24 protein-coding genes are annotated in these 19,852 nt (G+C 70.0%); 12 read left to right on the forward strand and 12 right to left on the reverse strand.

The features are described 5' to 3' along the window. The first annotated feature begins 10 nt into the window (after positions 1-10). Positions 11-1,351, forward strand: a complete 1,341-nt coding sequence (pmbA, locus tag OCT48_RS05755; RefSeq protein WP_263591759.1) for a metalloprotease PmbA — start codon at positions 11-13, stop codon at positions 1,349-1,351. A gap of 198 nt (positions 1,352-1,549) precedes the next feature. On the opposite strand, the gene OCT48_RS05760 is transcribed toward pmbA, so the two are convergent. The 10 genes from OCT48_RS05760 to OCT48_RS05805 all read right to left on the reverse strand — a co-directional run bounded on the left by OCT48_RS05760 (position 1,550) and on the right by OCT48_RS05805 (position 8,637). Next, positions 1,550-1,819, reverse strand: coding sequence for an HPr family phosphocarrier protein (locus OCT48_RS05760; RefSeq protein WP_263591760.1), 270 nt, complete (start codon positions 1,817-1,819; stop codon positions 1,550-1,552). 3 nt (positions 1,820-1,822) lie between these two features. Beyond that, positions 1,823-2,722, reverse strand: a complete 900-nt coding sequence (gene rapZ / locus OCT48_RS05765; protein WP_263591761.1) for an RNase adapter RapZ — start codon at positions 2,720-2,722, stop codon at positions 1,823-1,825. 38 nt (positions 2,723-2,760) lie between these two features. Then, positions 2,761-3,243, reverse strand: a complete 483-nt coding sequence (gene ptsN / locus OCT48_RS05770) for a PTS IIA-like nitrogen regulatory protein PtsN (RefSeq protein ID WP_263591762.1) — start codon at positions 3,241-3,243, stop codon at positions 2,761-2,763. An 8-nt stretch (positions 3,244-3,251) separates the two neighbouring features. Next, on the reverse strand, positions 3,252-3,563 hold the full coding sequence (gene hpf / locus OCT48_RS05775; protein ID WP_126481604.1) for a ribosome hibernation-promoting factor, HPF/YfiA family: 312 nt from the start codon (positions 3,561-3,563) through the stop codon (positions 3,252-3,254). Between the two features lie 111 nt (positions 3,564-3,674). After that, complete coding sequence (locus tag OCT48_RS05780) at positions 3,675-5,081, reverse strand: RNA polymerase factor sigma-54 (RefSeq protein WP_263591763.1); 1,407 nt, start codon at positions 5,079-5,081, stop codon at positions 3,675-3,677. 155 nt (positions 5,082-5,236) lie between these two features. Then, positions 5,237-5,962 carry an LPS export ABC transporter ATP-binding protein gene (gene lptB / locus OCT48_RS05785; protein WP_126481600.1) on the reverse strand — a complete coding sequence of 242 codons (726 nt, stop codon included), beginning with the start codon at positions 5,960-5,962 and terminating at the stop codon, positions 5,237-5,239. Continuing rightward, positions 5,959-6,489 (reverse strand): lipopolysaccharide transport periplasmic protein LptA, encoded by a 531-nt coding sequence (gene lptA / locus OCT48_RS05790; protein ID WP_263591764.1) that lies wholly within the window; start codon positions 6,487-6,489, stop codon positions 5,959-5,961. Before lptA ends, lptB begins: the two co-directional genes overlap by 4 nt. Continuing rightward, positions 6,486-7,070, reverse strand: a complete 585-nt coding sequence (lptC, locus tag OCT48_RS05795; RefSeq protein ID WP_263591765.1) for an LPS export ABC transporter periplasmic protein LptC — start codon at positions 7,068-7,070, stop codon at positions 6,486-6,488. Before lptC ends, lptA begins: the two co-directional genes overlap by 4 nt. A 4-nt stretch (positions 7,071-7,074) precedes the next feature. Further along, entirely contained in the window at positions 7,075-7,632 is a 558-nt protein-coding gene (locus tag OCT48_RS05800; RefSeq protein ID WP_126481594.1) for a KdsC family phosphatase, read from the reverse strand. A 15-nt stretch (positions 7,633-7,647) separates the two neighbouring features. Continuing rightward, the gene (locus OCT48_RS05805; protein WP_263591766.1) at positions 7,648-8,637 is read right to left on the reverse strand and encodes a KpsF/GutQ family sugar-phosphate isomerase; all 990 of its coding nucleotides are present in this window, start codon (positions 8,635-8,637) and stop codon (positions 7,648-7,650) included. Positions 8,638-8,904: 267 nt separating this feature from the next. Between OCT48_RS05805 and OCT48_RS05810 the strand changes: the two genes are divergently transcribed. The 9 genes from OCT48_RS05810 to hisD all read left to right on the forward strand — a co-directional run bounded on the left by OCT48_RS05810 (position 8,905) and on the right by hisD (position 15,810). Then, the gene (locus tag OCT48_RS05810) at positions 8,905-9,717 is read left to right on the forward strand and encodes an ATP-binding cassette domain-containing protein (RefSeq protein ID WP_263591767.1); all 813 of its coding nucleotides are present in this window, start codon (positions 8,905-8,907) and stop codon (positions 9,715-9,717) included. Then, positions 9,714-10,496 (forward strand): lipid asymmetry maintenance ABC transporter permease subunit MlaE, encoded by a 783-nt coding sequence (mlaE, locus tag OCT48_RS05815; RefSeq protein WP_263591768.1) that lies wholly within the window; start codon positions 9,714-9,716, stop codon positions 10,494-10,496. The genes OCT48_RS05810 and mlaE overlap by 4 nt, the downstream gene beginning before the upstream one ends. Before the next feature lie 97 nt (positions 10,497-10,593). Further along, positions 10,594-11,058: an outer membrane lipid asymmetry maintenance protein MlaD gene (gene mlaD, locus OCT48_RS05820; RefSeq protein ID WP_263591769.1), complete on the forward strand. Its 465-nt coding sequence runs from the start codon at positions 10,594-10,596 to the stop codon at positions 11,056-11,058. Between the two features lie 5 nt (positions 11,059-11,063). Then, a complete protein-coding gene (locus OCT48_RS05825) occupies positions 11,064-11,723 on the forward strand; it encodes a phospholipid-binding protein MlaC (RefSeq protein ID WP_412031027.1) in 660 nt (219 codons plus the stop codon). After that, the gene (locus OCT48_RS05830) at positions 11,720-12,067 is read left to right on the forward strand and encodes a lipid asymmetry maintenance protein MlaB (protein ID WP_263591771.1); all 348 of its coding nucleotides are present in this window, start codon (positions 11,720-11,722) and stop codon (positions 12,065-12,067) included. Before OCT48_RS05825 ends, OCT48_RS05830 begins: the two co-directional genes overlap by 4 nt. A 165-nt stretch (positions 12,068-12,232) precedes the next feature. Next, positions 12,233-12,487: a BolA family protein gene (locus OCT48_RS05835; protein WP_263591772.1), complete on the forward strand. Its 255-nt coding sequence runs from the start codon at positions 12,233-12,235 to the stop codon at positions 12,485-12,487. A gap of 13 nt (positions 12,488-12,500) precedes the next feature. After that, positions 12,501-13,763, forward strand: coding sequence for a UDP-N-acetylglucosamine 1-carboxyvinyltransferase (murA, locus tag OCT48_RS05840; protein WP_263591773.1), 1,263 nt, complete (start codon positions 12,501-12,503; stop codon positions 13,761-13,763). Positions 13,764-13,782: 19 nt separating this feature from the next. Beyond that, complete coding sequence (gene hisG, locus OCT48_RS05845) at positions 13,783-14,436, forward strand: ATP phosphoribosyltransferase (protein ID WP_263591774.1); 654 nt, start codon at positions 13,783-13,785, stop codon at positions 14,434-14,436. 51 nt (positions 14,437-14,487) lie between these two features. Continuing rightward, the gene (gene hisD, locus OCT48_RS05850; RefSeq protein ID WP_263591775.1) at positions 14,488-15,810 is read left to right on the forward strand and encodes a histidinol dehydrogenase; all 1,323 of its coding nucleotides are present in this window, start codon (positions 14,488-14,490) and stop codon (positions 15,808-15,810) included. 72 nt (positions 15,811-15,882) lie between these two features. Here hisD and OCT48_RS05855 read toward each other — a convergent pair whose 3' ends face one another. Beyond that, on the reverse strand, positions 15,883-17,109 hold the full coding sequence (locus tag OCT48_RS05855) for a Do family serine endopeptidase (RefSeq protein ID WP_263591776.1): 1,227 nt from the start codon (positions 17,107-17,109) through the stop codon (positions 15,883-15,885). A 103-nt stretch (positions 17,110-17,212) separates the two neighbouring features. Between OCT48_RS05855 and OCT48_RS05860 the strand changes: the two genes are divergently transcribed. Continuing rightward, the gene (locus OCT48_RS05860) at positions 17,213-17,974 is read left to right on the forward strand and encodes a Nif3-like dinuclear metal center hexameric protein (protein WP_263591777.1); all 762 of its coding nucleotides are present in this window, start codon (positions 17,213-17,215) and stop codon (positions 17,972-17,974) included. Positions 17,975-18,014: 40 nt separating this feature from the next. Here OCT48_RS05860 and OCT48_RS05865 read toward each other — a convergent pair whose 3' ends face one another. After that, complete coding sequence (locus OCT48_RS05865; protein WP_263591778.1) at positions 18,015-18,458, reverse strand: YhcB family protein; 444 nt, start codon at positions 18,456-18,458, stop codon at positions 18,015-18,017. A 182-nt stretch (positions 18,459-18,640) separates the two neighbouring features. On the opposite strand from OCT48_RS05865, the gene zapE reads away from it, so the two are divergent. Then, positions 18,641-19,831 (forward strand): cell division protein ZapE, encoded by a 1,191-nt coding sequence (gene zapE / locus OCT48_RS05870; protein WP_263591779.1) that lies wholly within the window; start codon positions 18,641-18,643, stop codon positions 19,829-19,831. The last annotated feature ends 21 nt before the right edge of the window (positions 19,832-19,852 follow it).

A 19,852-nucleotide genomic window follows, 5' to 3' on the forward strand; every position in this document is an offset into this window, starting at 1 on the left:
GAGAGAGACCATGACACAGGCTTTCGATGCCGCCGCCCAGCAGTCGCTGCTGGAAACCCGCGCCGAGGCGGCCCTGGCGCTGGCACGCCGGCTGGGCGCCGACGCCTGCGAGGTGGGGGCCAGCGTCGACCAGGGGGTCGGCGTCAACGTGCGCGAGGGCGAGGTGGAGACCGTCGAGCTGTCCCGGGACCAGGGCATCGCGGTGACCGTCTATGTGGGGCAACGCAAGGGCAGTGCCTCGTCCACGGATGCCGGTGAGGCCTCGATCCGCGACGTGGTGGAGAAGGCCCTGGCCATCGCCCGCCACACCGGCGAGGATCCGGCCGCGGGGCTGGCCGATGCGGCGCTGATGGCCCGCCACCTGCCGGACCTCGACGTCCACCATCCCTGGCCGCTGACCACCGAGCAGGCCATCGACCTGGCCCTGGCCTGCGAGGGCGCCGGTCGCGGCATGGCGGGGATCAAGAGTTCCGACGGCGCCGGGCTCTCCAGCGGCGAGGGCGTGCGGGTCTACGCCAACAGCCACGGCTTCCTGGGCAGCCAGCGCGGCAGTCGTCATTCGCTGTCCTGCATGCTGATCGCCGAGGACGAGGGGGGCATGCAGCGCGACTACGACTACACCAGCGCGCGTGACCCCCGCGACCTGCTCGCCCCGGAGGCGGTGGGCGAGAGTGCGGCGCGGCGGACCCTGCGGCGGCTGGGGGCGCGGCGCCCGGCCACCGGTCGCCTGCCGGTGCTCTTCGATCCGACCCTGGCCGCGGGCCTGGTCGGCCACCTGATGGGGGCGATCGCCGGCGGGGCCCTGTACCGCCAGTCCTCCTTCCTCTGCGAGCGGCTCGGCGAGACCCTCTTCCCGGACTGGTTCTCGCTGTACGAGCGACCCATGGAGGTCGGCGCCATGGCCAGCAGCCCCTTCGACAACGACGGCGTCCAGACCCGCGACAACGTCTTCATCGAGCGTGGCCGGCTGGCCAGCTACATGCTCTCCGCCTACAGCGCCCGGCGCCTGGGCATGGCGACCACCGGCAATGCCGGCGGGGCCCGCAACCTGCGCCTCGACGCGCCGCTCGCCTCCCGGGACGCCCTGCTCGCGCGCATGGGGCGTGGGGTACTGGTCACCGAGCTGATGGGCCAGGGGGTCAACGGCGTCACCGGCGACTATTCGCGGGGGGCGGCGGGCTTCTGGGTCGAGGACGGCGAGATCCAGCACCCGGTGGAGGAGTTCACCATCGCCGGCAACCTGGAGGCGATGTTCAAGGGGCTGGTCGGCGTCGGTGACGACATCGACACCCGCGGCAGCATCCACTCCGGCAGCTGGCTGATCGACGAGATGACGGTGGCCGGCGGCTAAACCGGGCTTCGCCCGGAGCGATAAGCCATAAGCTTGAAGCTGGAAGAAAACGCTTGACGCCTCGGGTGGCGAATTCAGGCTGCCTTCCAGCTTCCAGCTTCCAGCTTCCAGCTTCCAGCTTCCAGCTTCCAGCTTCCAGCTTCCAGCTTCCAGCTTCCAGCTTCCAGCTTCCAGCTTCCAGCTTCCAGCTTCCAGCTTTCAAACGTCCTCGTCGAAGCGGGCGTGGAAGAGCGCCTCGAGGGCATCCAGGACCGCCTCGCCATCCTCGCCCTCGGCTTCCAGGGTGAGCTCGGTGCCGCAGGGCGCGGCCAGCATCAACAGTGCCATGATATTGGCCGCGTCGGCCTGCTGCTCCCCATGGTAGACGGTGACCCGCGAGGCATAGGGCTGGCAGCACTGTACCAGGCGGGTGGCCGCGCGGGCGTGCAGGCCGCGCTTGTTGGTCAGGGTGAGCTTGCGTCTTGGCACGTCTCAGCGGTCCTCGTCGGTATCGGGGGCGGGCAGGTTGCGCTGCAGGCCGAGCTCTCGATGGCGGAGTCGGACCCCGGGGGAGGCCGCGGCCAGGCGATGGGCCAGCCCTTCGGCGAGGTACACCGAGCGGTGCTGGCCGCCGGTGCAGCCGATGGCGACGGTGAGATAGCTACGCTGGCTGGCCTGGTAACGGGGCAGCCAGCGCTCGACCCAGGCCAGGATATCGGCGGCCATCTCGGCGACCATCGGGTAGCTGTCGAGGAAGGCGATCACGCTGTCATCGCGGCCGGTGGCGTCACGCAGCTGGGGATCCCAGTAGGGGTTCGGCAGGCAGCGGGCATCGAAGACGATATCGGCATCCAGGGGCACGCCCCGCTTGAAGCCGAAGGACTCCACGGTGAGGGTCAGCCCCTCGCGGCGATGACCGGCCACCTGGTCGGTGATGCGGCCCCGGAGGTCGTGCACCGAGAGACGCGAGGTGTCGATCACCAGGTCGGCGAGGTCGCGGATCTCCGCCAGGGCGGCCTCCTCGCAGTCGATCGCCTCCGCCAGGGTCATCTGGCTGTCCCGGGTCAGGGGGTGGCGGCGACGGGTCGCCGAGTAGCGCTCCAGCAGGATACGGGCATCGGTGGTCAGGTAGACCACCTGGCAGTGGATGTTGCGGGCCCGCACGTCCTCGAGCAGGGCAGGGAAGCGTTCCAGGGCGTGGGGCAGGTTGCGGGCATCGATGCTCACGGCGATGGAGCTGCGCAGCGACTGGCCGCTGCGCAGCTCGTCCACCAGGGGGCCGAGCAGCATGGCCGGAAGATTGTCGATGGCGTAGTAGCCGAGGTCCTCCAGGGCCTGCAGTGCGATCGACTTGCCCGAGCCGGAGCGGCCGCTGATGATCACGAGCTGCATGGGGGATCTCCTGGTCGGGGCCGGCCGGCCCGGGCCGGCTAGCCGTTGCCGTCGGCCGGTGTCTGTCGTCGGATGGCCTCGGTGAGGCGGTCGTGGAGCTCCTGCTGGCTCTCGGCGTGGCGCAGGGCGCTGCGGGTTTCGGCGTCGTTCATCACCCCGGCCACCTGGCCGAGCAGGGCGAGGTGGGCATCGTCCGCCTCCTCGGGCACCAGCAGCACGAACACCAGGTCGACGGGATCACCGTCCACGGCGTCGAAGTCCACCGGCTCGGCGAGCCGGAGGAAGCCGGCGATGGGTGCCTTGCAGTGGGGGTTGCGGGCATGCGGGATGGCCACCCCGTGGCCGATGCCGGTGCTGCCGAGGCGCTCGCGGCCGATCAGCCGGCTGAAGACCTCCTGGCTGTCGAGGCTCGGGGTGTTCTGGGCGATGAAGGTGCTGAAGAATTCCAGGACCCGCTTCTTGCTTCCCCCCGGCACCGCGAAGAGCGTGCGCTCGGGGGGCAGGATGGTTTCCAGTGACATGGGGCGGCTCAACGGACGCCGGCGGCGCCCTGAGCGCGAGCCTGGGTCTTTTCCTTGTGCTTGACCAGCTGGCGATCCAGCTTGTCGGCGAGGGCATCGATGGCGGCGTACATGTCACCGTCCATGGCTTCGGCATGAAGATCGGCACCGGCGGCATGCAGGGTGCAAGCGGCCTGCTGGCGTTCCTTCTCGACGGAGAGCGTGACCTGCACGGTCGTGATGTTGTCGTAGTGGCGTTCCAGGCGCGTGAGCTTTTCCTGCACATAGTCACGCAGGGGGTCGGTCAGTTCCACGTGGTGGCCGGTGAGATTGACTTGCATGACACGCTCCTTGCTCCTTGGGTGGTGCCTCGATTGTAACCCTTTTTGGTGCCGTGCAAACCCCCCGTGCCAGGGGCCCTTCCACGCTGTCGACGGCGCCGCCGGACGGCATCAGGCGAGGCGCTTGCGCTGGCTCGACGAGGGGATGTGCATGGCCTCGCGGTACTTGGCCACGGTGCGCCTGGCCACCTCGATGCCTTCCTCGGCGAGCAGGTCGACGAGCTTGCTGTCCGACAGCGGCTTGCGCGGCGGCTCCTCCTGGATCAGCTTGCGGATGCGGGCGCGGATCGCGGTGCTGGAATGGGCCTCGTCACCACCGCCCACCTGGCTGGAGAAGAAGTACTTGAGCTCGAACACGCCCCGCGGGGTGTGGATGAACTTCTGGGTGGTGACCCGGGAGATGGTCGACTCGTGCATCTCCACGGCCTGGGCGATATCGGCGAGGATCAGCGGCCTCATGGCCTCCTCGCCGCGTTCCAGGAAGTCCAGCTGGCGGGCCATGACCTCGCGACCGACGCGCAGCAGGGTGTCGTTGCGGCTGGTCAGGCTCTTGAGCAGCCAGCGCGCCTCCTGGAGGTGGTCCTTGAGGAACTGGTTGTCCTGGCTCTTGTCGGCACGCTTGATCAGTGCCGCATAGTCGGGCTGGATACGCAGCCGCGGCAGCGCCTCCGGGTTGAGCTCGATCCGCCAGCCCTGCTCGCTGGGGCGGGCGATCAGGTCGGGGATCACGTAGTCGCTGTCGCCGGCGGCGAAGGCACTGCCCGGGCGCGGATCGAGGCCGCGTATCAGCGCGATCACCTCGTCGAGCACGGCATCTTCCAGCCCCAGCCGGCGCTTGAGCAGGCGCCGGTCGTTGCCGGCCAGGGCCTCGAGGAACTGGCGGACCAGCCGCCGGGCCTGGGGGAGCAGGGGGGTGTCCTGGGGCAGGGCGGCGAGCTGCAGCAGCAGGCACTCGCGCAGGTCCCGGGCGAAGACCCCGGTGGGCTCGAACTGCTGAAGGCGCAGCAGCACGCCCTCGACCTCGCGGGTGGCGAGCCCCTCCAGGCCCTGGGGGCGCAGCCCCTCGCGCAGCTCGTCGAGGGACTGCTCCAGGTAGCCATCGCCGTTCACGGCGTCGATCAGGCTCTCGGCGATGTGCGTCTCCCGCTCGCCCAGGCCGCTCATGGCCAGCTGCCAGGTCAGGTGGCCCTGCAGGCTCTGGCCGGCGGCCTGGCGTTCGAAGTCCGGGGCCTCGCCGCCACTGCCCAGGCCGGCGTCCTGGAAGGTGTCGGCCCAGTCGCTGTCCACGGCCAGCTCGTCGGGGATCTCGCTGGCCCAGTCGTCGTCCGCGGCCTCGCTGACGGCCTGTTCGCCGAACTCATCCTCCATTTCCAGCATCGGGTTGGCCTCCAGGGCCTGCTGGATCTCCTGGCGCAGGTCCAGGGTGGAGAGCTGCAGCAGGGCGATGGCCTGCTGCAGCTGGGGGGTCATGGTCAGCTGGGTGCCGACGCGGAGTTGCAGGGAAGCCTTCATGGCCATGGGGGGATCCATTCGACTGGCGATGAAGCCACCACCCTAGTGCGCCGGAGGGAGGCATGCAAGCCCCGAGGCTAGCAATTAGCGTGCCAATGGCAAACAGCGTGCCTGTCGTCGCTTGGCGACATTATATCAGTAACTTACCAATAAGGGTCGGCTCACAGGCGGAAGTCCTGGCCCAGATAGACGTCGCGGACCTTCTGGTTGGCGAGGATTGCCTCGGCATCGCCCTCGGCGATGATCTGGCCGTCGCCGACGATGTAGGCCCCGTCGCAGATGTCGAGGGTCTCGCGCACGTTGTGATCGGTGATCAGCACGCCGATCTCGCGGGCCTTGAGCTGGCGAATGATGCCCTTGATCTCGCCCACCGAGATCGGGTCGACCCCGGCGAAGGGCTCGTCGAGCAGGATGAAGTCAGGTTCGGTGGCCAGGGCGCGGGCGATCTCGACTCGCCGACGCTCGCCGCCGGACAGGCTCATGCCCGGGTTGTCGCGGATATGGGTGACGTGGAAGTCCTCCAGCAGCTGCTCCAGGCGGGCCTGGCGGCCGGCGCGGTCGAGGTCCCGGCGGGTCTCGAGGATGGCCATGATGTTGTCGGCCACGGAGAGCTTGCGGAAGATCGAGGCCTCCTGGGGCAGGTAGCCGATGCCGGCCCGGGCGCGCTCGTGCATGGCGGTGCCGGAGAGGTCCCGGTCGTCGATGGCCACCGAGCCCGCATCGGCCCGCACCAGGCCGACGATCATGTAGAAGGAGGTGGTCTTGCCGGCGCCGTTGGGGCCGAGCAGGCCGACGATGCGTCCCTGCTCGATCTCCAGGCTGATGTCGTGCACGACACGGCGACGCTTGTAGCTCTTGGCGAGGTGGCGGGCGCTGAGGGTCTTCATGGGGCGTCCTGCTGCTCCGGCTCCAGGGTCATGCGGACCCGCTGGCGCTCGTCGACCCCCTCGGCCGCGGAACGGGCCTGGACCACGCGGCGGTCGAGGAAGTACTCCAGGTAGCCCCCGTCGAAGGTGTCACCCCCCTGGTGCAGCTCGGCCTGGTCGATCAGCTCGATGCGGCGCTCGGCCACATGGTAGACCACGGTACGTCCCCAGCCGCGCACCAGCGGCTCGTCGGGGGCGGGCTTCTGCTCGAGGTAGGCCCGCTCCCCGGTGGCGGTGGCCCGGGTCAGCCGACCGGCCGCATTGCGCTGGATCTCGACGCGCTCGCCGGTCAGTTGCATGCTGCCCTGGGTGATCGTCACGTCGCCGCGATAGACGGCCGTGCCGGCGCGATCGTCCAGGTCGAGACGATCGGCCTCGACCTGGATGGGGGCGCTGGCATCGCCCTCCAGCGCCAGCGCCGGGCCGGCGGCCAGGGACAGGGCGGCGAGGCTCAGGGCCAGCAGGGTCGCGGGGGGCGGTCGCATCATGGCTCGGGGTCCTCTGGGGTGGTCGGCGGGTGATGGCCGCGCACATTGTCGGCCAGCCGGGCACGATTGTCATGGATCCAGGCATCGAACCGCTCGCCCCGCATCCGCTGCGGGGGCTGGCGGAGCAGGGCCGGTGTCTCGCTCCAGGCATGCCCGGTATCGGCGTCGTAGTGAAGGGCCTCGGTTTCCAGGTGCCAGCGCTCCCGGGGGGCCGTGAGCCGGGCGTCCCCCTCCAGCAGCAGGGGGTTGCCGCCGGCGCCCAGGCGCCCGCGGGCGGCGGTGGCCAGCCAGCGTCGCCCGCTGTCGTCGCGCAGTCGGACGTCGGGCGTCTCGAGGCGGGTGACGTCATCGTCGGGGGTGTGCACCAGGCGCGGGGTCTCGAGGCGCTGGTGGGGACGGCCCTGGGCATCGAAGCGGGTCAGGCGCGCGTCCTCGAGGAAGTAGTCCGGCTCGCCGGCGGCATCCCGGGGCACCGCGCCCGGGCGCGAGGCCTCGCGCTGGTCGAGCAGCGCCAGGCCGCCGCCCAGGGCGAGCAGCACCAGCAACAGCCAGGTCCGGAACCCGGGGCGCGGCAGGCGCATGGCGTCAGGCCTTGCCGTGCAGGTAGGTGTCGAGTACGGCGTCCCAGTGTCCCTGGGCCTGCAGCAGGGTGTCGCAGATCTCGCGCACCGCGCCGTGGCCGCCCTCGCGCTCGGTCACCCAGTCGGCGTGCTGGCGGATATAGCTCGGCGCGCCGGGCACGCTGATGCCGACGCCGGCCTGGCGGATGGCGGCCACGTCGGGCATGTCGTCGCCGCAGTAGGCCACCTGCTCGAGGCCGATGCCCAGTCGGGTGCACAGCTGGCGCAGCGTCGGCAGCTTCTTCTCGATGCCCTGGTAGAGGTGCTGGATGCCCAGGGCGGCGGCGCGGCGGCTGACCATGGGCGAGTCACGCCCGGTGATCAGGGCCACCTCGATGCCGGCGCGGTGCAGCAGCTTGATCCCATGGCCGTCCAAGGTATGGAAGGCCTTGGTCTCGCCGCCGTCGGACTGGAAGTAGAGGCGGCCATCGGTCAGCACGCCGTCCACGTCCATGGCCAGCAGGCGGATACGACGCAGGCGGTCGACGAGACCGGGGTCCATCAGGGGGGCATCGAGGGTCATGGGAGCTCCTTGGGGTCAGATCACGCCACTGGCGAGCAGGTCGTGCATGTGCAGGGCGCCGACCGGGCGTCCCTCGTTGTCCACCACGGCCAGGGCCGTGATGCGGTTGTCATCCATGATGCGTACCGCCTCGGCGGCCAGCATGTCGGGGGCCACCCGCTTGCCGGGCACGGTCATCACCGCATCCACCCGAAGCCCGGTGAGGTCGCTGTGCTGGTCGAGGGTGCGGCGCAGGTCGCCGTCGGTGTAGACGCCGGCCAGCCGGCCGTCGTCGTCGACCACGCAGGTGAAGCCCAGGCCCTGGCGGGTGATCTCCAGCAGCGCATCGCGCAGCGGGCTGCCGAGTGCCACCCGGGGCAGGCGGCTGCCCTGGTGCATCAGGTCCGCGACCCTGAGCAGCAGCCGCTTGCCGAGGCTGCCGCCCGGGTGGGAGAGGGCGAAGTCCTCGGCCGTGAAGCCCCGGCACTCGAGCAGCGCCACGGCCAGGGCGTCGCCCAGCGCCAGGGAGGCGGTGGTCGAGGAGGTGGGCGCCAGGTCCAGCGGGCAGGCCTCGCGCTCGACGCCGGCGTCCAGGTGGGCGTCGGCATGGCGGGCGAGGGTCGAGCCGGGGCGGCCGGTCATGCTGATCAGGGGCGTGCCGAGGCGCTTGAGCAGGGGCAGCAGGGCGGTGACCTCGGCGGTCTCGCCGGAATTGGACAGCGCCAGGACCACGTCGCCGGGGGTGATCATGCCCAGGTCGCCATGGCTGGCCTCGCCGGGATGCACGAAGAAGGCCGGCGTACCGGTGCTGGCCAGGGTGGCGGCGATCTTGCCGGCGATGTGTCCGGACTTGCCCATGCCGGTGACCACGACACGGCCGCGACAGGCCAGGATCAGCTCGCACGCCCGTTCGAAGTCGCCATCCAGCCGCTCGATGAGGGCGGCGATGGCCTGCTGTTCCAGGGTCAGGGTGCGCACGGCGCTGTCGAGAAGGCCGGCGGCGGGAGTCGAAGTGTCGTCAGTCATGGCGGTGATTGTTGCCCGTTGCGGGGATTGTCTCAAGTGGTCAGGCAGCGGCGCCGACGAAGCGGTCGGGGCTCCACAGCCGGCCGATGAAGCCGAGGAGTACGGTGAGCGAGGGAACCAGCATGGCGAGGGCGGGCGTCCGGTGGCTGAAAGGGCGCCCATTGAACCTGTTGCGTCCCGCCGGCGCAAGCCGCGACACCCCGGCGCTGGCGCCCCGGGACCCCGTTAGGATACGATGTTCGATAATTTTACAGGGAAGGCTAGTGGATGACCGATTCCCCTCTCGTCGAAGTGGAGGGCCTGCACTTCTCCCGCGGAGAGACGGAGATCTTCCGTGGCATCGACATGGCCGTGCCCAAGGGCAAGATCACGGCGATCATGGGCCCCAGCGGCACCGGCAAGACCACCCTGCTCAAGCTGATCGGCGGCCAGTTGACGCCCGATGCCGGGCGGGTGCACATCGATGGCCAGGAGGTGCACGCCCTGTCGCGCAAGGCGCTGTTCCGGCTGCGTCGGCGCATGGGCATGCTGTTCCAGAGCGGGGCCCTGTTCTCGGATCTCGATGTCTTCGAGAACGTGGCCTTCCCCCTGCGCGTGCATACCGACCTGCCCGAGGCGATGATCCGTGACCTGGTGCTGATGAAGCTCCAGGCGGTCGGGCTGCGCGGCGCCCGGGAGCTGATGCCCGCGGAGCTGTCCGGGGGGATGGCGCGGCGCGTGGCGCTGGCCCGTGCCATCGCCCTGGATCCCGAGCTGATCCTCTACGACGAGCCCTTCGTCGGCCAGGACCCCATCTCCATGGGCGTGCTGGTCCAACTGATCCGGCGCCTCAACGACGCCCTGGGGCTGACCGCGGTGGTGGTTTCCCACGACATCAAGGAGACCCTGTCCATCGCCGACTATGTGTATGTGATCTCCGACGGCCAGGTCATGGCCCATGGCACCCCGGAGAGCCTCGACGTGAACCGCGACCCGCGGGTCAGCCAGTTCATTCACGGTGAGCCCGACGGTCCGGTGCCCTTCCACTACCCGGCCGTGGACTTCCATGCCGACCTGCTGGGCACGGGAGGGCCGCGATGATCGAGCGCATCCGCCATCTCGGCCGGCTGGGCTGCGAGGTGCTCGAGGGCCTCGGCCGGGCCGCGATCTTCCTGGGCCTGTCGGTCGTCGGCCTGCCCTCGGCCGAGGGCCTCCGGCTGTGGCTGCGCCAGATGCACTTCGTCGGGGTGATGTCGCTGGCCATCATCCTGGTCTCGGGACTGTTCATCGGCATGGTGCTGGCCCTGCAGGGTTACACCATCCTGGTGGACTTCGGGGCCGAGGATGCCCTGGGCCAGATGGTCGCCCTGTCGCTGTTGCGTGAGCTCGCGCCGGTGGTCGCCGCGCTGCTGTTCGCCGGGCGGGCGGGGTCGGCCCTGACCGCCGAGATCGGCCTGATGAAGGCCACCGAGCAGCTCACCAGCATGGAGATGATCGGCGTCGACCCCCTGCGGCGTGTCGTGGCGCCCCGGCTGTGGGCCGGCTTCGTGGCCCTGCCGCTGCTGACCATCGGCTTCAGCGTGATCGGCATCTGGGGCGGTCAGCTCGTCGGGGTGCAGTGGCTGGGGGTGTTCGAGGGCTCCTACTGGGGCAACATGCAGGCCAGCGTCGACTTCCTCGATGACGTGGCCAACGGCCTGATCAAGAGCCTGGTGTTCGCCCTGGTGGTGACCTGGATCGCGGTGTATCAGGGGTATGCGCTGATCCCTACCTCGGAAGGCATCTCGCGGGCCACCACCCGCACGGTGGTCTACGCCTCCCTGGCGGTGCTGGGGCTGGATTTCCTGCTGACCGCGCTGATGTTCGGGGAACTGTCCTGATGGCGGCCTGCCGGCAGGGCCCGAGGCAGGCCACCCCGACGCGTCCCTCCGGCGGGGCGGGGGCGTCGGGTGCGTTGCGACTTTTTGGAGACATGGAATGAAACGCAGCAAGACGATGGAGCTGGGGGTCGGCCTGTTCATGCTGGCCGGGATCCTCGGCCTGATATTCCTCGGCCTGCGCGTCAGCGGCCTGAGCCTGGAAGCGCCCGGTGACAGCTTCCGGCTGGAGGCCAATTTCGCCAATGTCGGCGGCCTCAAGCCGCGGGCCCGGGTGACCATGGCCGGCGTCACCGTGGGCCGGGTCGAGACCATCGAGCTCGATACCGAGTGGTATGACGCCCGGGTGGTCATGAAACTCGACGCCGAGCTCGAGGGCGCGCTTCCCGAGGACAGCACGGCGGCGATCCTGACGTCGGGGCTGCTCGGCGAGCAGTACGTGGGCCTCTCCGTCGGCGGGGCCCCCGAAACGCTGGGCGACGGGGACCGCATCCGCGATACCCAGTCGGCCCTGGTGCTGGAAGAACTCATCCAGCAGTTCGTGTCCAACATGATCGAGGAGTGATGACGATGCCCCTGCCTTCCCCGTTCGCCCGGTGCCGTACCGGGCTTCTCGTCCTGGTGCTGATGCTGGCCGCGCTTCCGGCGCTGGCCCAGGGGGCGACCTCGCCGGAGCAGTTGATCCGTGACAGCGTCGACGAGTTGATGTCGCGCATCGAGGGGCGCGAGAGCTATTTCGCCGAGCACACCGAGGAGCTCGAGACCATCGTCGACGACAGCCTCGCCGGCATCGCCGACTTCCGCTATATCGGGGCCAGCGTCATGGGGCGCTACTTCCGCAATGCCACCCCCGAGCAGCGCTCGCGCTTCGCCGAGACCTTCCGCCAGACGCTCATCGACACCTACGCCAAGGGCCTGGTGACCTTCGACTACCGCGAGGTGCGGGTCCTCGACAACCAGGACGCCAGCCGCTACGAGGACCAGGCCAGCGTGGCCATGGAGGTCGTCGCCAAGGATGGCACCGTCTATCCCGTCAGCTACACCCTGCGCCTGGACGACGACCGGTGGCAGGTGGTCAACGTGATCGTCAACGGCATCAACCTCGGCCTGACCTTCCGCAACCAGTTCGACGAGGCCATGCGCGCGCAGAACCGCGACTACGATGCGGTGATCCAGGGCTGGGCCCCGGAGCTGGAGGTCGAGGAGCTGGAGCAGGGCGGCCAGGGATGAGCCTGCTGCTCGAGAATGGCGACAACCGTCTCGAGGCGAACGCGGCCACCCTGGCGGTGACCGGTGAGGTGGACTTCGACGGGGCGGCGGCCCTGGCCGCGGCCGGTCGCGCCTGGCTCGCCGAGCGGCCCGGGGGCACCCCGGTGACCTTCGACCTGTGCGGTGTCGACCGGGTCAGCAGCGCGGCGATCAGCGTGCTGCTGGAATGGACCCGCCAGGTCCGCGCCCGGGGGCTCGAGCTCGAGGTGGTGCGCCTGTCACGGCCCCTGGCCCGACTCACCCAGGTGGCGGGGCTGGACACCCTGCTGCCCGTGGAGGTCCCCGCCGACGCGGTGGAGGCCTGAGGGACGAGGTTCGAGGGGTTCCTCGCCCCTTACCCCTTGCTCCTCTCCCACGCGCCCGTCGCCAAGCGCGCCGCTTTTCTTTACCATGACGTCTCCCGTTATCCCGCCGGGCGGCGCCTGCCGCCGCTGGCGTATCCACCGATCCAACACACAAGCGAGGGTTCGATGCATCCCAGTGAGGTCAAGGCGCTGCTCGAGAGCCGACTCGACGGCTGCGAATTTCATATCCAGGGCGAGGGCTGCGACTTCCAGGTGGTCGCCGTGGGCGAGGTGTTCGAGGGACTGTCCCGGGTCAAGCGCCAGCAGCTGATCTACGGGGCGCTGTCCGAGGAGATCGCCTCCGGCGCCCTGCATGCCGTGACCATCCGCACCTACACCCCCGAGCAGTGGCAGTCCGCCGCCGAGAACAAGGGGGCCTGAGGCTCGAGCGATCATGGACAAGCTGATCATAACCGGCAACGGCCCCGTCGACGGCGAGGTCTGGGCCAGCGGCGCCAAGAATGCCGCCCTGCCCATTCTCTGCGCCACCCTGCTGGCCGACGAGCCGGTGACCATCGGGAACCTGCCGCACCTGCAGGACATCACCACCACCCTCGAGCTGCTCGGCCACATGGGCGTGCAGCCGGTGATGGGCGAGCGCATGAGCATCCAGCTCGACGGCTCCCAGGTGAGCGACTGTCACGCGCCCTACGAGCTGGTCAAGAAGATGCGTGCCTCCATCCTGGTGCTGGGCCCGCTGCTGGCGCATTTCGGCCATGCCGATGTGTCCCTGCCCGGCGGTTGTGCCATCGGCTCGCGCCCGGTCGATCTGCATATCCGCGGCCTCGAGACCATGGGGGCGGAGATCCGCGTCGAGGGCGGCTACATCCGCGCCCGGGTCGACGGGCGGCTCAAGGGCGCCACCATCTTCTTCGACACCGTCACCGTCACCGGCACCGAGAACCTGCTGATGGCCGCGGCTCTGGCCGAGGGCACCACGGTGCTCGAGAACGCCGCCCGGGAGCCGGAGGTGGTCGACCTGGCCGAGTGCCTGATCAAGATGGGCGCCAGGATCCGCGGGCATGGCAGCGACACCATCGTCGTCGAGGGCGTCGAGCGGCTGCACGGCGCCGAGCACGACGTCATGCCCGACCGCATCGAGACCGGCACCTTCCTGGTGGCCGCGGCCCTGTCCCGGGGCCGGGTCCGGGTGCGCAACACCCGGGCCGACATCCTCGAGGCGGTGCTGGCCAAGCTGGAGGAGGCCGGGGCCACCGTGACCACCGGCGACGGCTGGATCGCCCTGGACATGCAGGGCCGGCGGCCCAAGGCGGTCAACGTGCGCACCGCCCCCTATCCGGCCTTTCCCACCGACATGCAGGCCCAGTTCGTGGCGCTGAACGCGGTCGCCGAGGGGACCGCCCGGGTGGTCGAGACGATCTTCGAGAACCGCTTCATGCATGTCCAGGAGCTCAACCGCATGGGGGCGAGTATCGCCCTGGAAGGCAATACCGCCGTCGTCACCGGGGTCGAGAGCCTCTCCGGTGCCCCGGTGATGGCCACCGACCTGCGGGCCTCGGCCTCGCTGGTGATCGCGGCGATGATGGCCGAGGGCGAGACGCTGGTCGACCGCATCTACCACATCGACCGTGGCTACGAGTGCATCGAGGAAAAGCTGCAGCTGCTGGGCGCCAGGATACGGCGTATTCCGGGCTGAGCCGACAACAGGCGAGATCATGAGCAAGCAACTGATTCTGGCCCTCTCCAAGGGCCGTATTCTCGACGAGACCCTGCCGCTGCTGGCCGAGGCGGGGATCGCCCCCGCCGAGGACCTGGGCGCCAGCCGCAAGCTGCTGTTCGACACCAACCTGCCGGACGTCAAGCTGGTGGTCATCCGCGCCACGGATGTGCCCACCTATGTCCAGCTCGGCGCCGCCGACGTGGGCGTGGCCGGCAAGGACGTGCTGCTGGAGCACGGCGCGGAGGGGCTCTACGAGCCGCTGGACCTGGAGATCGCCCGCTGCAAGCTGATGACCGCGGGCATCACCGGCGCCGAGCCGGCCCGGGCGCGGCGCCGGGTGGCCACCAAGTTCGTCAACGTGGCCAAGCGCTACTATGCCGAGCAGGGCATCCAGGCCGAGGTGATCAAGCTTTACGGCGCCATGGAGCTGGCCCCGTTGATGAACCTAGCCGACGAGATCGTCGATATCGTCGACACCGGCAACACCCTGCGGGCCAACGGCATGGAGCCCCGCGAGCTGATTGCTCCGATCAGCACCCGGCTGGTGGTCAACAAGGCCGCGATGACCATGAAGCACGCGCGGCTGAAGCCCCTTATCCATCGCCTGCGCGAGGCCGTGGAAGGCCGCCGCAGCGAGGCCACCGCCTAGTGGCGGGCGGGCCCGCCCCGATTCCATTCCTTGCGAGAGGATCCTATGGCCATGACTGACTCTTCCGCCGCCGGCCTCGAGCTCGCCAGGCTCTCCACCGCGGATGATGACTTCGTCGCTCGCCTCGATGCCCTGCTAGCCTGGGAGGGCGTCTCCAGCGGCGAGGTCCAGGGTCGCGTCGACGAGATCCTGACCGCGGTGAAGGCCCGCGGCGATGCCGCCCTGATCGAATACAGCAACCGCTTCGACCGCCTCTCGGCGTCGAGCATGGCGGAGTTGACCCTGGGGCCGGCGCGCCTGCGCGAGGCCTTCGAGGGCCTGCCCGAGGCCCAGCGCCAGGCATTGTCCACCGCCGCCGAGCGGGTGCGCCGCTACCACGAACACCAGAAGCCCGCATCCTGGCAGTACACCGAGGCCGACGGCACCGTGCTCGGCCAGCAGGTTACCCCGCTGGACCGGGCCGGTATCTATGTGCCCGGCGGCAAGGCCGCCTATCCGTCCTCGGTGCTGATGAACGCCCTGCCGGCCCACGTGGCCGGGGTGCGCGAGATCGTCATGGTGGTGCCGACCCCCGATGGCGTGCTCAATGAGCTGGTGCTGGCCGCCGCCCACCTGGCCGGCGTCGATCATGTCTTCACCATCGGCGGGGCCCAGGCGGTGGCCGCCCTGGCCTACGGCACCGAGACGGTGCCGCGGGTCGACAAGATCGTCGGGCCCGGCAATATCTATGTGGCCACCGCCAAGCGGGCGGTGTTCGGCCAGGTGGGGATCGACATGATCGCTGGTCCCTCGGAGATCCTGGTCATCTCCGACGGCGGCACCGATCCGGACTGGCTGGCCATGGACCTGTTCTCCCAGGCCGAGCATGACGAGGACGCCCAGGCGATCCTGGTGAGCTGGGACGCCGAGCACCTGGAGGCGGTCGCCGAGGCGATGGCCTGCCAGTTGCCGACCATGGAGCGCGAGGGCATGATTCGCGCCTCCCTGGCCGCCCGGGGCGCGCTGATCCACTGCCGCGACCGTGGCGAGGCGGTCGAGCTGCTCAACCGCATCGCCCCGGAGCACCTGGAGCTCTCGGTGGCCGATCCCGAGGCCTGGCTGCCCGAGGTGCGCCATGCCGGGGCCGTCTTCATGGGCCGCTATACCGCCGAGGCCCTGGGCGACTACTGTGCCGGCCCCAACCATGTGCTGCCGACCTCCGGCACGGCCCGCTTCTCCTCGCCGCTCGGCGTCTACGACTTCCAGAAGCGCTCCTCGCTGATCCAGTGCTCGGCCGAGGGCGCCTCCACTCTGGGGGCCACCGCTTCGGTGCTGGCCCGGGGCGAGTCGTTGACCGCCCATGCGCGCAGCGCCGAGTACCGTATCCGCGACTGAGCACCGGACCGCAACGCCATGCCCCCGGCCCCGTCAGTGACGGGGCCGGGGTCGTTGTGGACGGGGTGGGGCTCAGGGCGTGTCGGTGGTGGCGGGTCGCCGCGGGGTGGGGCGCTCGGCGACCTCCAGGGTCACCCGCATGGTCTCGCCGCCGCGCACCACCGTCACCGGCAGCTGGCTGCCCGGTGTCACCGCGGCGATCTCGCTCATGGTCTGGCGGGGGTCGAGGATGGGCTGGCCGTTGACCTCGAGCAGCACGTCTCCGGCCTGCAGGCCGGCCTGGTCGGCGGGGCCCTTCGGCACCACCCCGGCGATGATCACTCCGGTGGGGGCCTCGAGGCCGAAGGAGGCGGCGAGCTCGGGATTGAGCTCCTGGGCCTCGATGCCCAGCCAGCCGCGGATCACCCGCCCCTGGGTGACGATCTCCTCGAGGATGTTGCGGGCCAGGTTGGTAGGGATGGCGAAGCCGATGCCCTGGGAGCCGCCGGAGCGGGAAAAGATGGCGGTGTTGATGCCGACCAGGGCGCCCTCGGGGTTGATCAGGGCGCCGCCGGAGTTGCCCGGGTTGATGGCCGCATCGGTCTGGATGAAGTCCTCGTAGGCGTTGAGTCCCAGGTGGCTGCGCCCGGTGGCGCTGATGATGCCCATGGTCACGGTCTGCCCCACGCCGAAGGGATTGCCGATGGCCAGGGAGACATCGCCCACCGCCACCCGGGTGGAGTCGGTGAGTTCGATGATCGGCAGGTCGTCGAGGTCGATACGCAGCACCGCCAGGTCGCTCTCCGGGTCGGTGCCGATCACCTCGGCGAGGGTCTCGCGCCCGTCACGCAGGGCCACCCGGATCTGGTCGGCGCCGCTGATCACGTGATGGTTGGTCAGGACATAGCCGTCATCGCTGACGATGACCCCGGAGCCGAGGCTCGACAGCATCCGCTGCCGGCGGGGCATGTCGTCGCCATAGAACTGGCGGAAGAAGGGGTCCGACATCAGCGGATGGCCCTCCTGCTCGACGACCCGCGACGAGTAGATGTTGACCACCGCCGGGGCGGCCCGCTCCACCGCCTCGGCATAGCTCACCGGTCCCTGGTCGCGGGACATCGGGGCGGCCTCGCGCAACTCGGGGGAGGGCCGCGATACCGGCTCCGGTGCCGGGGTTTGGGGCTGCTGCTCGGGGACCGGGGTGGGCGGGCTCGGCTGGACGGCCCGGCGCCCCAGCAGCTGCGGAAAGGCATTAAGCAGCACGATGGCCACCAGCAGGCCGATCAGAGCGGGCCAGAGGTAGGGGAGGGCGCGTCGCATGCGGCGGGGTTCCTTCTCGGTGGTGCGTTGTCGCAGGGCGGGAGGGTGCCGGGTAGAATGAGCGAATTGTAACATTGCATCCCCGAGCACGCCCGGAGGCGACATGACGACTTGCGACGAACTGCTGGCGGCCTGTGACCGGCTGCTGGTCCCCGAACGCTTCAAGGATTACACCGCCAACGGCCTCCAGGTTGGCGGTCGCGAGCGCATCGGTCGGGTGATGACCGGCGTCACGGCCTGCCAGGCCCTGCTCGACGAGGCGGTGGCCTGGCAGGCGGACCTGCTGCTGGTCCACCACGGCTATTTCTGGAAGAACGAACCGGTCAACATCACCGGCATGAAGCGGCGCCGGCTAGCCACCCTGCTGACCCATGACATCGGCCTGCTGGCCTATCATCTGCCGCTGGATGCCCACGCGACCCTGGGCAACAATGCCGCCCTGGCGCGCCGGCTGGACTTCGAGGTCGAGGGCTGCGTCGATGGCGAGCTGGGCGAGGGGCTGCTCTGGCGGGGCGCGCCGCCGGCACCGATGAGCGCCGGCGAGCTGGCCGCCCATGTCGGCGCGCGCCTGGCGCGGGCGCCGCTGCTGGTGGAGGCCCCCGGTGGCGGCGCGGTGCGTCGCGTCGCCTGGTGCACCGGCGGCGCCCAGGACATGATCCTGCAGGCCGCCGAGGCCGGCGCCGACGCCTTCATCTCCGGCGAGATCTCCGAGCGGACCACCCACCTGGCGCGCGAGATGGGGATTCATTACCTCGCCGCGGGACATCATGCCACCGAACGCTACGGGGTCCAGGCGCTGGGCGCCTGGCTGGCCGAGACCTTCGCCGTCGAGCATCGCTTCGTGGATATCGACAACCCGGCCTGAGGGCGACGCGCAAGACGGCGCCCCGGGGCGCCGTCGGCGTTCAGTAGCGGGGCGGCTGGGGCGTGCTGGCCTCCCCGGGTTTCAGGCCGAAGTCTTCGGAGAGGGTGCCGCGATTGCCATCGGCATAGTCGCGGGGGGCCGCCGGGCTGTCCTCGCCGTCCCCCGTGTCCGGGGGGGCGCTCGGCGTGAGGTCCGGCTTGCGTGGCGGGGTCGCGCCCAGGGTCGCGCTGGCTTCCGCCATCTCGCGGTGCAGCGCCTGGCCGTCACGGTTCAGCGCCTCGGTGAGCGCGCCGACGCGCTCGAGGTGCTCGCCGAGGCCATCACGCAGCTCGGCGAGCTGGCGGTCGCGTTCGGCGAGGCGCTGGCGGAGCCGCTGGACATTGCCGGCGCCGGCGTCGAGCAGGCGATAGCCCAGGGCGCCGATGCCCACGCCGGCCAGCAGGCAGGCGATGGCCAGCACCCAGTTGATATTGCTTTCTTCCACGTCTGTCTCCCTGAGCTGTCGGACGGCCCGGCCGTCGGTCCGGTGCCGGTGGCCGGGCGAGGCCGGCGGCCCATTATAGGGCCGAGGCCGTCGGCGCGGTCAACGGCCGGCCGGCGATGCCAAGCGGCCTCGCGGCGCGTATAATGCCGGTTTCGATGCCACCCGAGGACAGGTCGCCAGGTATGCCGAAGACCGAACGCCACAGGACGCCGAATGCCCCCGATGAACGCCGGCCGGCCTCGCCGCTGGCGCGCTACCGCGCCGACCTCGAGCGCGACGACTTCCAGTATGACCCGGCCCAGGAGCGGGCCGTGGAGCATCTCCAGCGGCTCTTCGACGAGCTGGTGGCCATGCCCCGCGAGCGGCCGCGGGCCGCGAGCCAGGGCAGGGGGCTGAAGTCGCGGGTGGCCGGGCTGTTCGGCCGGCGCGAGATCCCGGCCGAGCCGGCGCTGCCGCCAGTGGCCGGGCTCTACTTCTGGGGCGGGGTCGGCCGCGGCAAGACCTACCTGGTCGACACCTTCTTCGAGGCCCTGCCCTTTTCCGAGAAGATGCGCACCCACTTCCACCGCTTCATGCAGCGGGTGCACAACGAGCTCGAGCACTACAAGGGCGAGCGCAATCCCCTGACGCTGGTCGCCGACAAGTTCGCCGACGAGGCCCGGGTGATCTGCTTCGACGAGTTCTTCGTCAAGGACATCACCGACGCGATGATCCTGGCCAACCTCCTCGAGGCGCTCTTCGCCCGCGGCGTGGTGCTGGTGGCGACCTCCAACATCGTGCCCGGCGAGCTCTACAGGGACGGCCTGCAGCGGGCGCGTTTCCTGCCGGCCATCGACCTGCTCGAGCGTCACTGCGAGGTGGTCAACGTGGATTCGGGCATCGACTACCGGCTGCGCGCCCTGGAGCGAGCCGAGATCTTCCATTCGCCCCTGGACGCCGAGGCCGAGGCCGAACTGGCGCGCAGCTTCCGCGAGATCGCCGGCAGCGAGGGCGAGGAGGGGGCGCCCATCGAGATCAACCACCGGGTGCTGCATACCCGCCGGCTCCACGACGACGTGGTGTGGTTCGAGTTCACCGAGCTCTGCGATGGGCCGCGCAGCCAGAACGACTACATCGAGCTGGCCCGGGAGTATCACAGCGTGCTGGTGTCCAACGTCACCCGCATGGGGGGGGCCACCGACGACCAGGCGCGACGCTTCATCAACATGGTCGACGAGTTCTACGATCGCGGCGTCAAGCTGCTGATGTCCGCCGAGACGCCGGCCGAGTCGCTGTACCGGGACGGGCGGCTGGGGTTCGAATTCGAGCGCACCCTGTCGCGGCTGCAGGAGATGCAGTCCCGCGAGTATCTGGCGCTGCCGCACAAGCCCTGACCCGGACTGCGTCCGGGAGCT

The organism is Halomonas sp. M4R1S46, from assembly GCF_025725685.1.
Lineage (GTDB): Bacteria > Pseudomonadota > Gammaproteobacteria > Pseudomonadales > Halomonadaceae > Halomonas.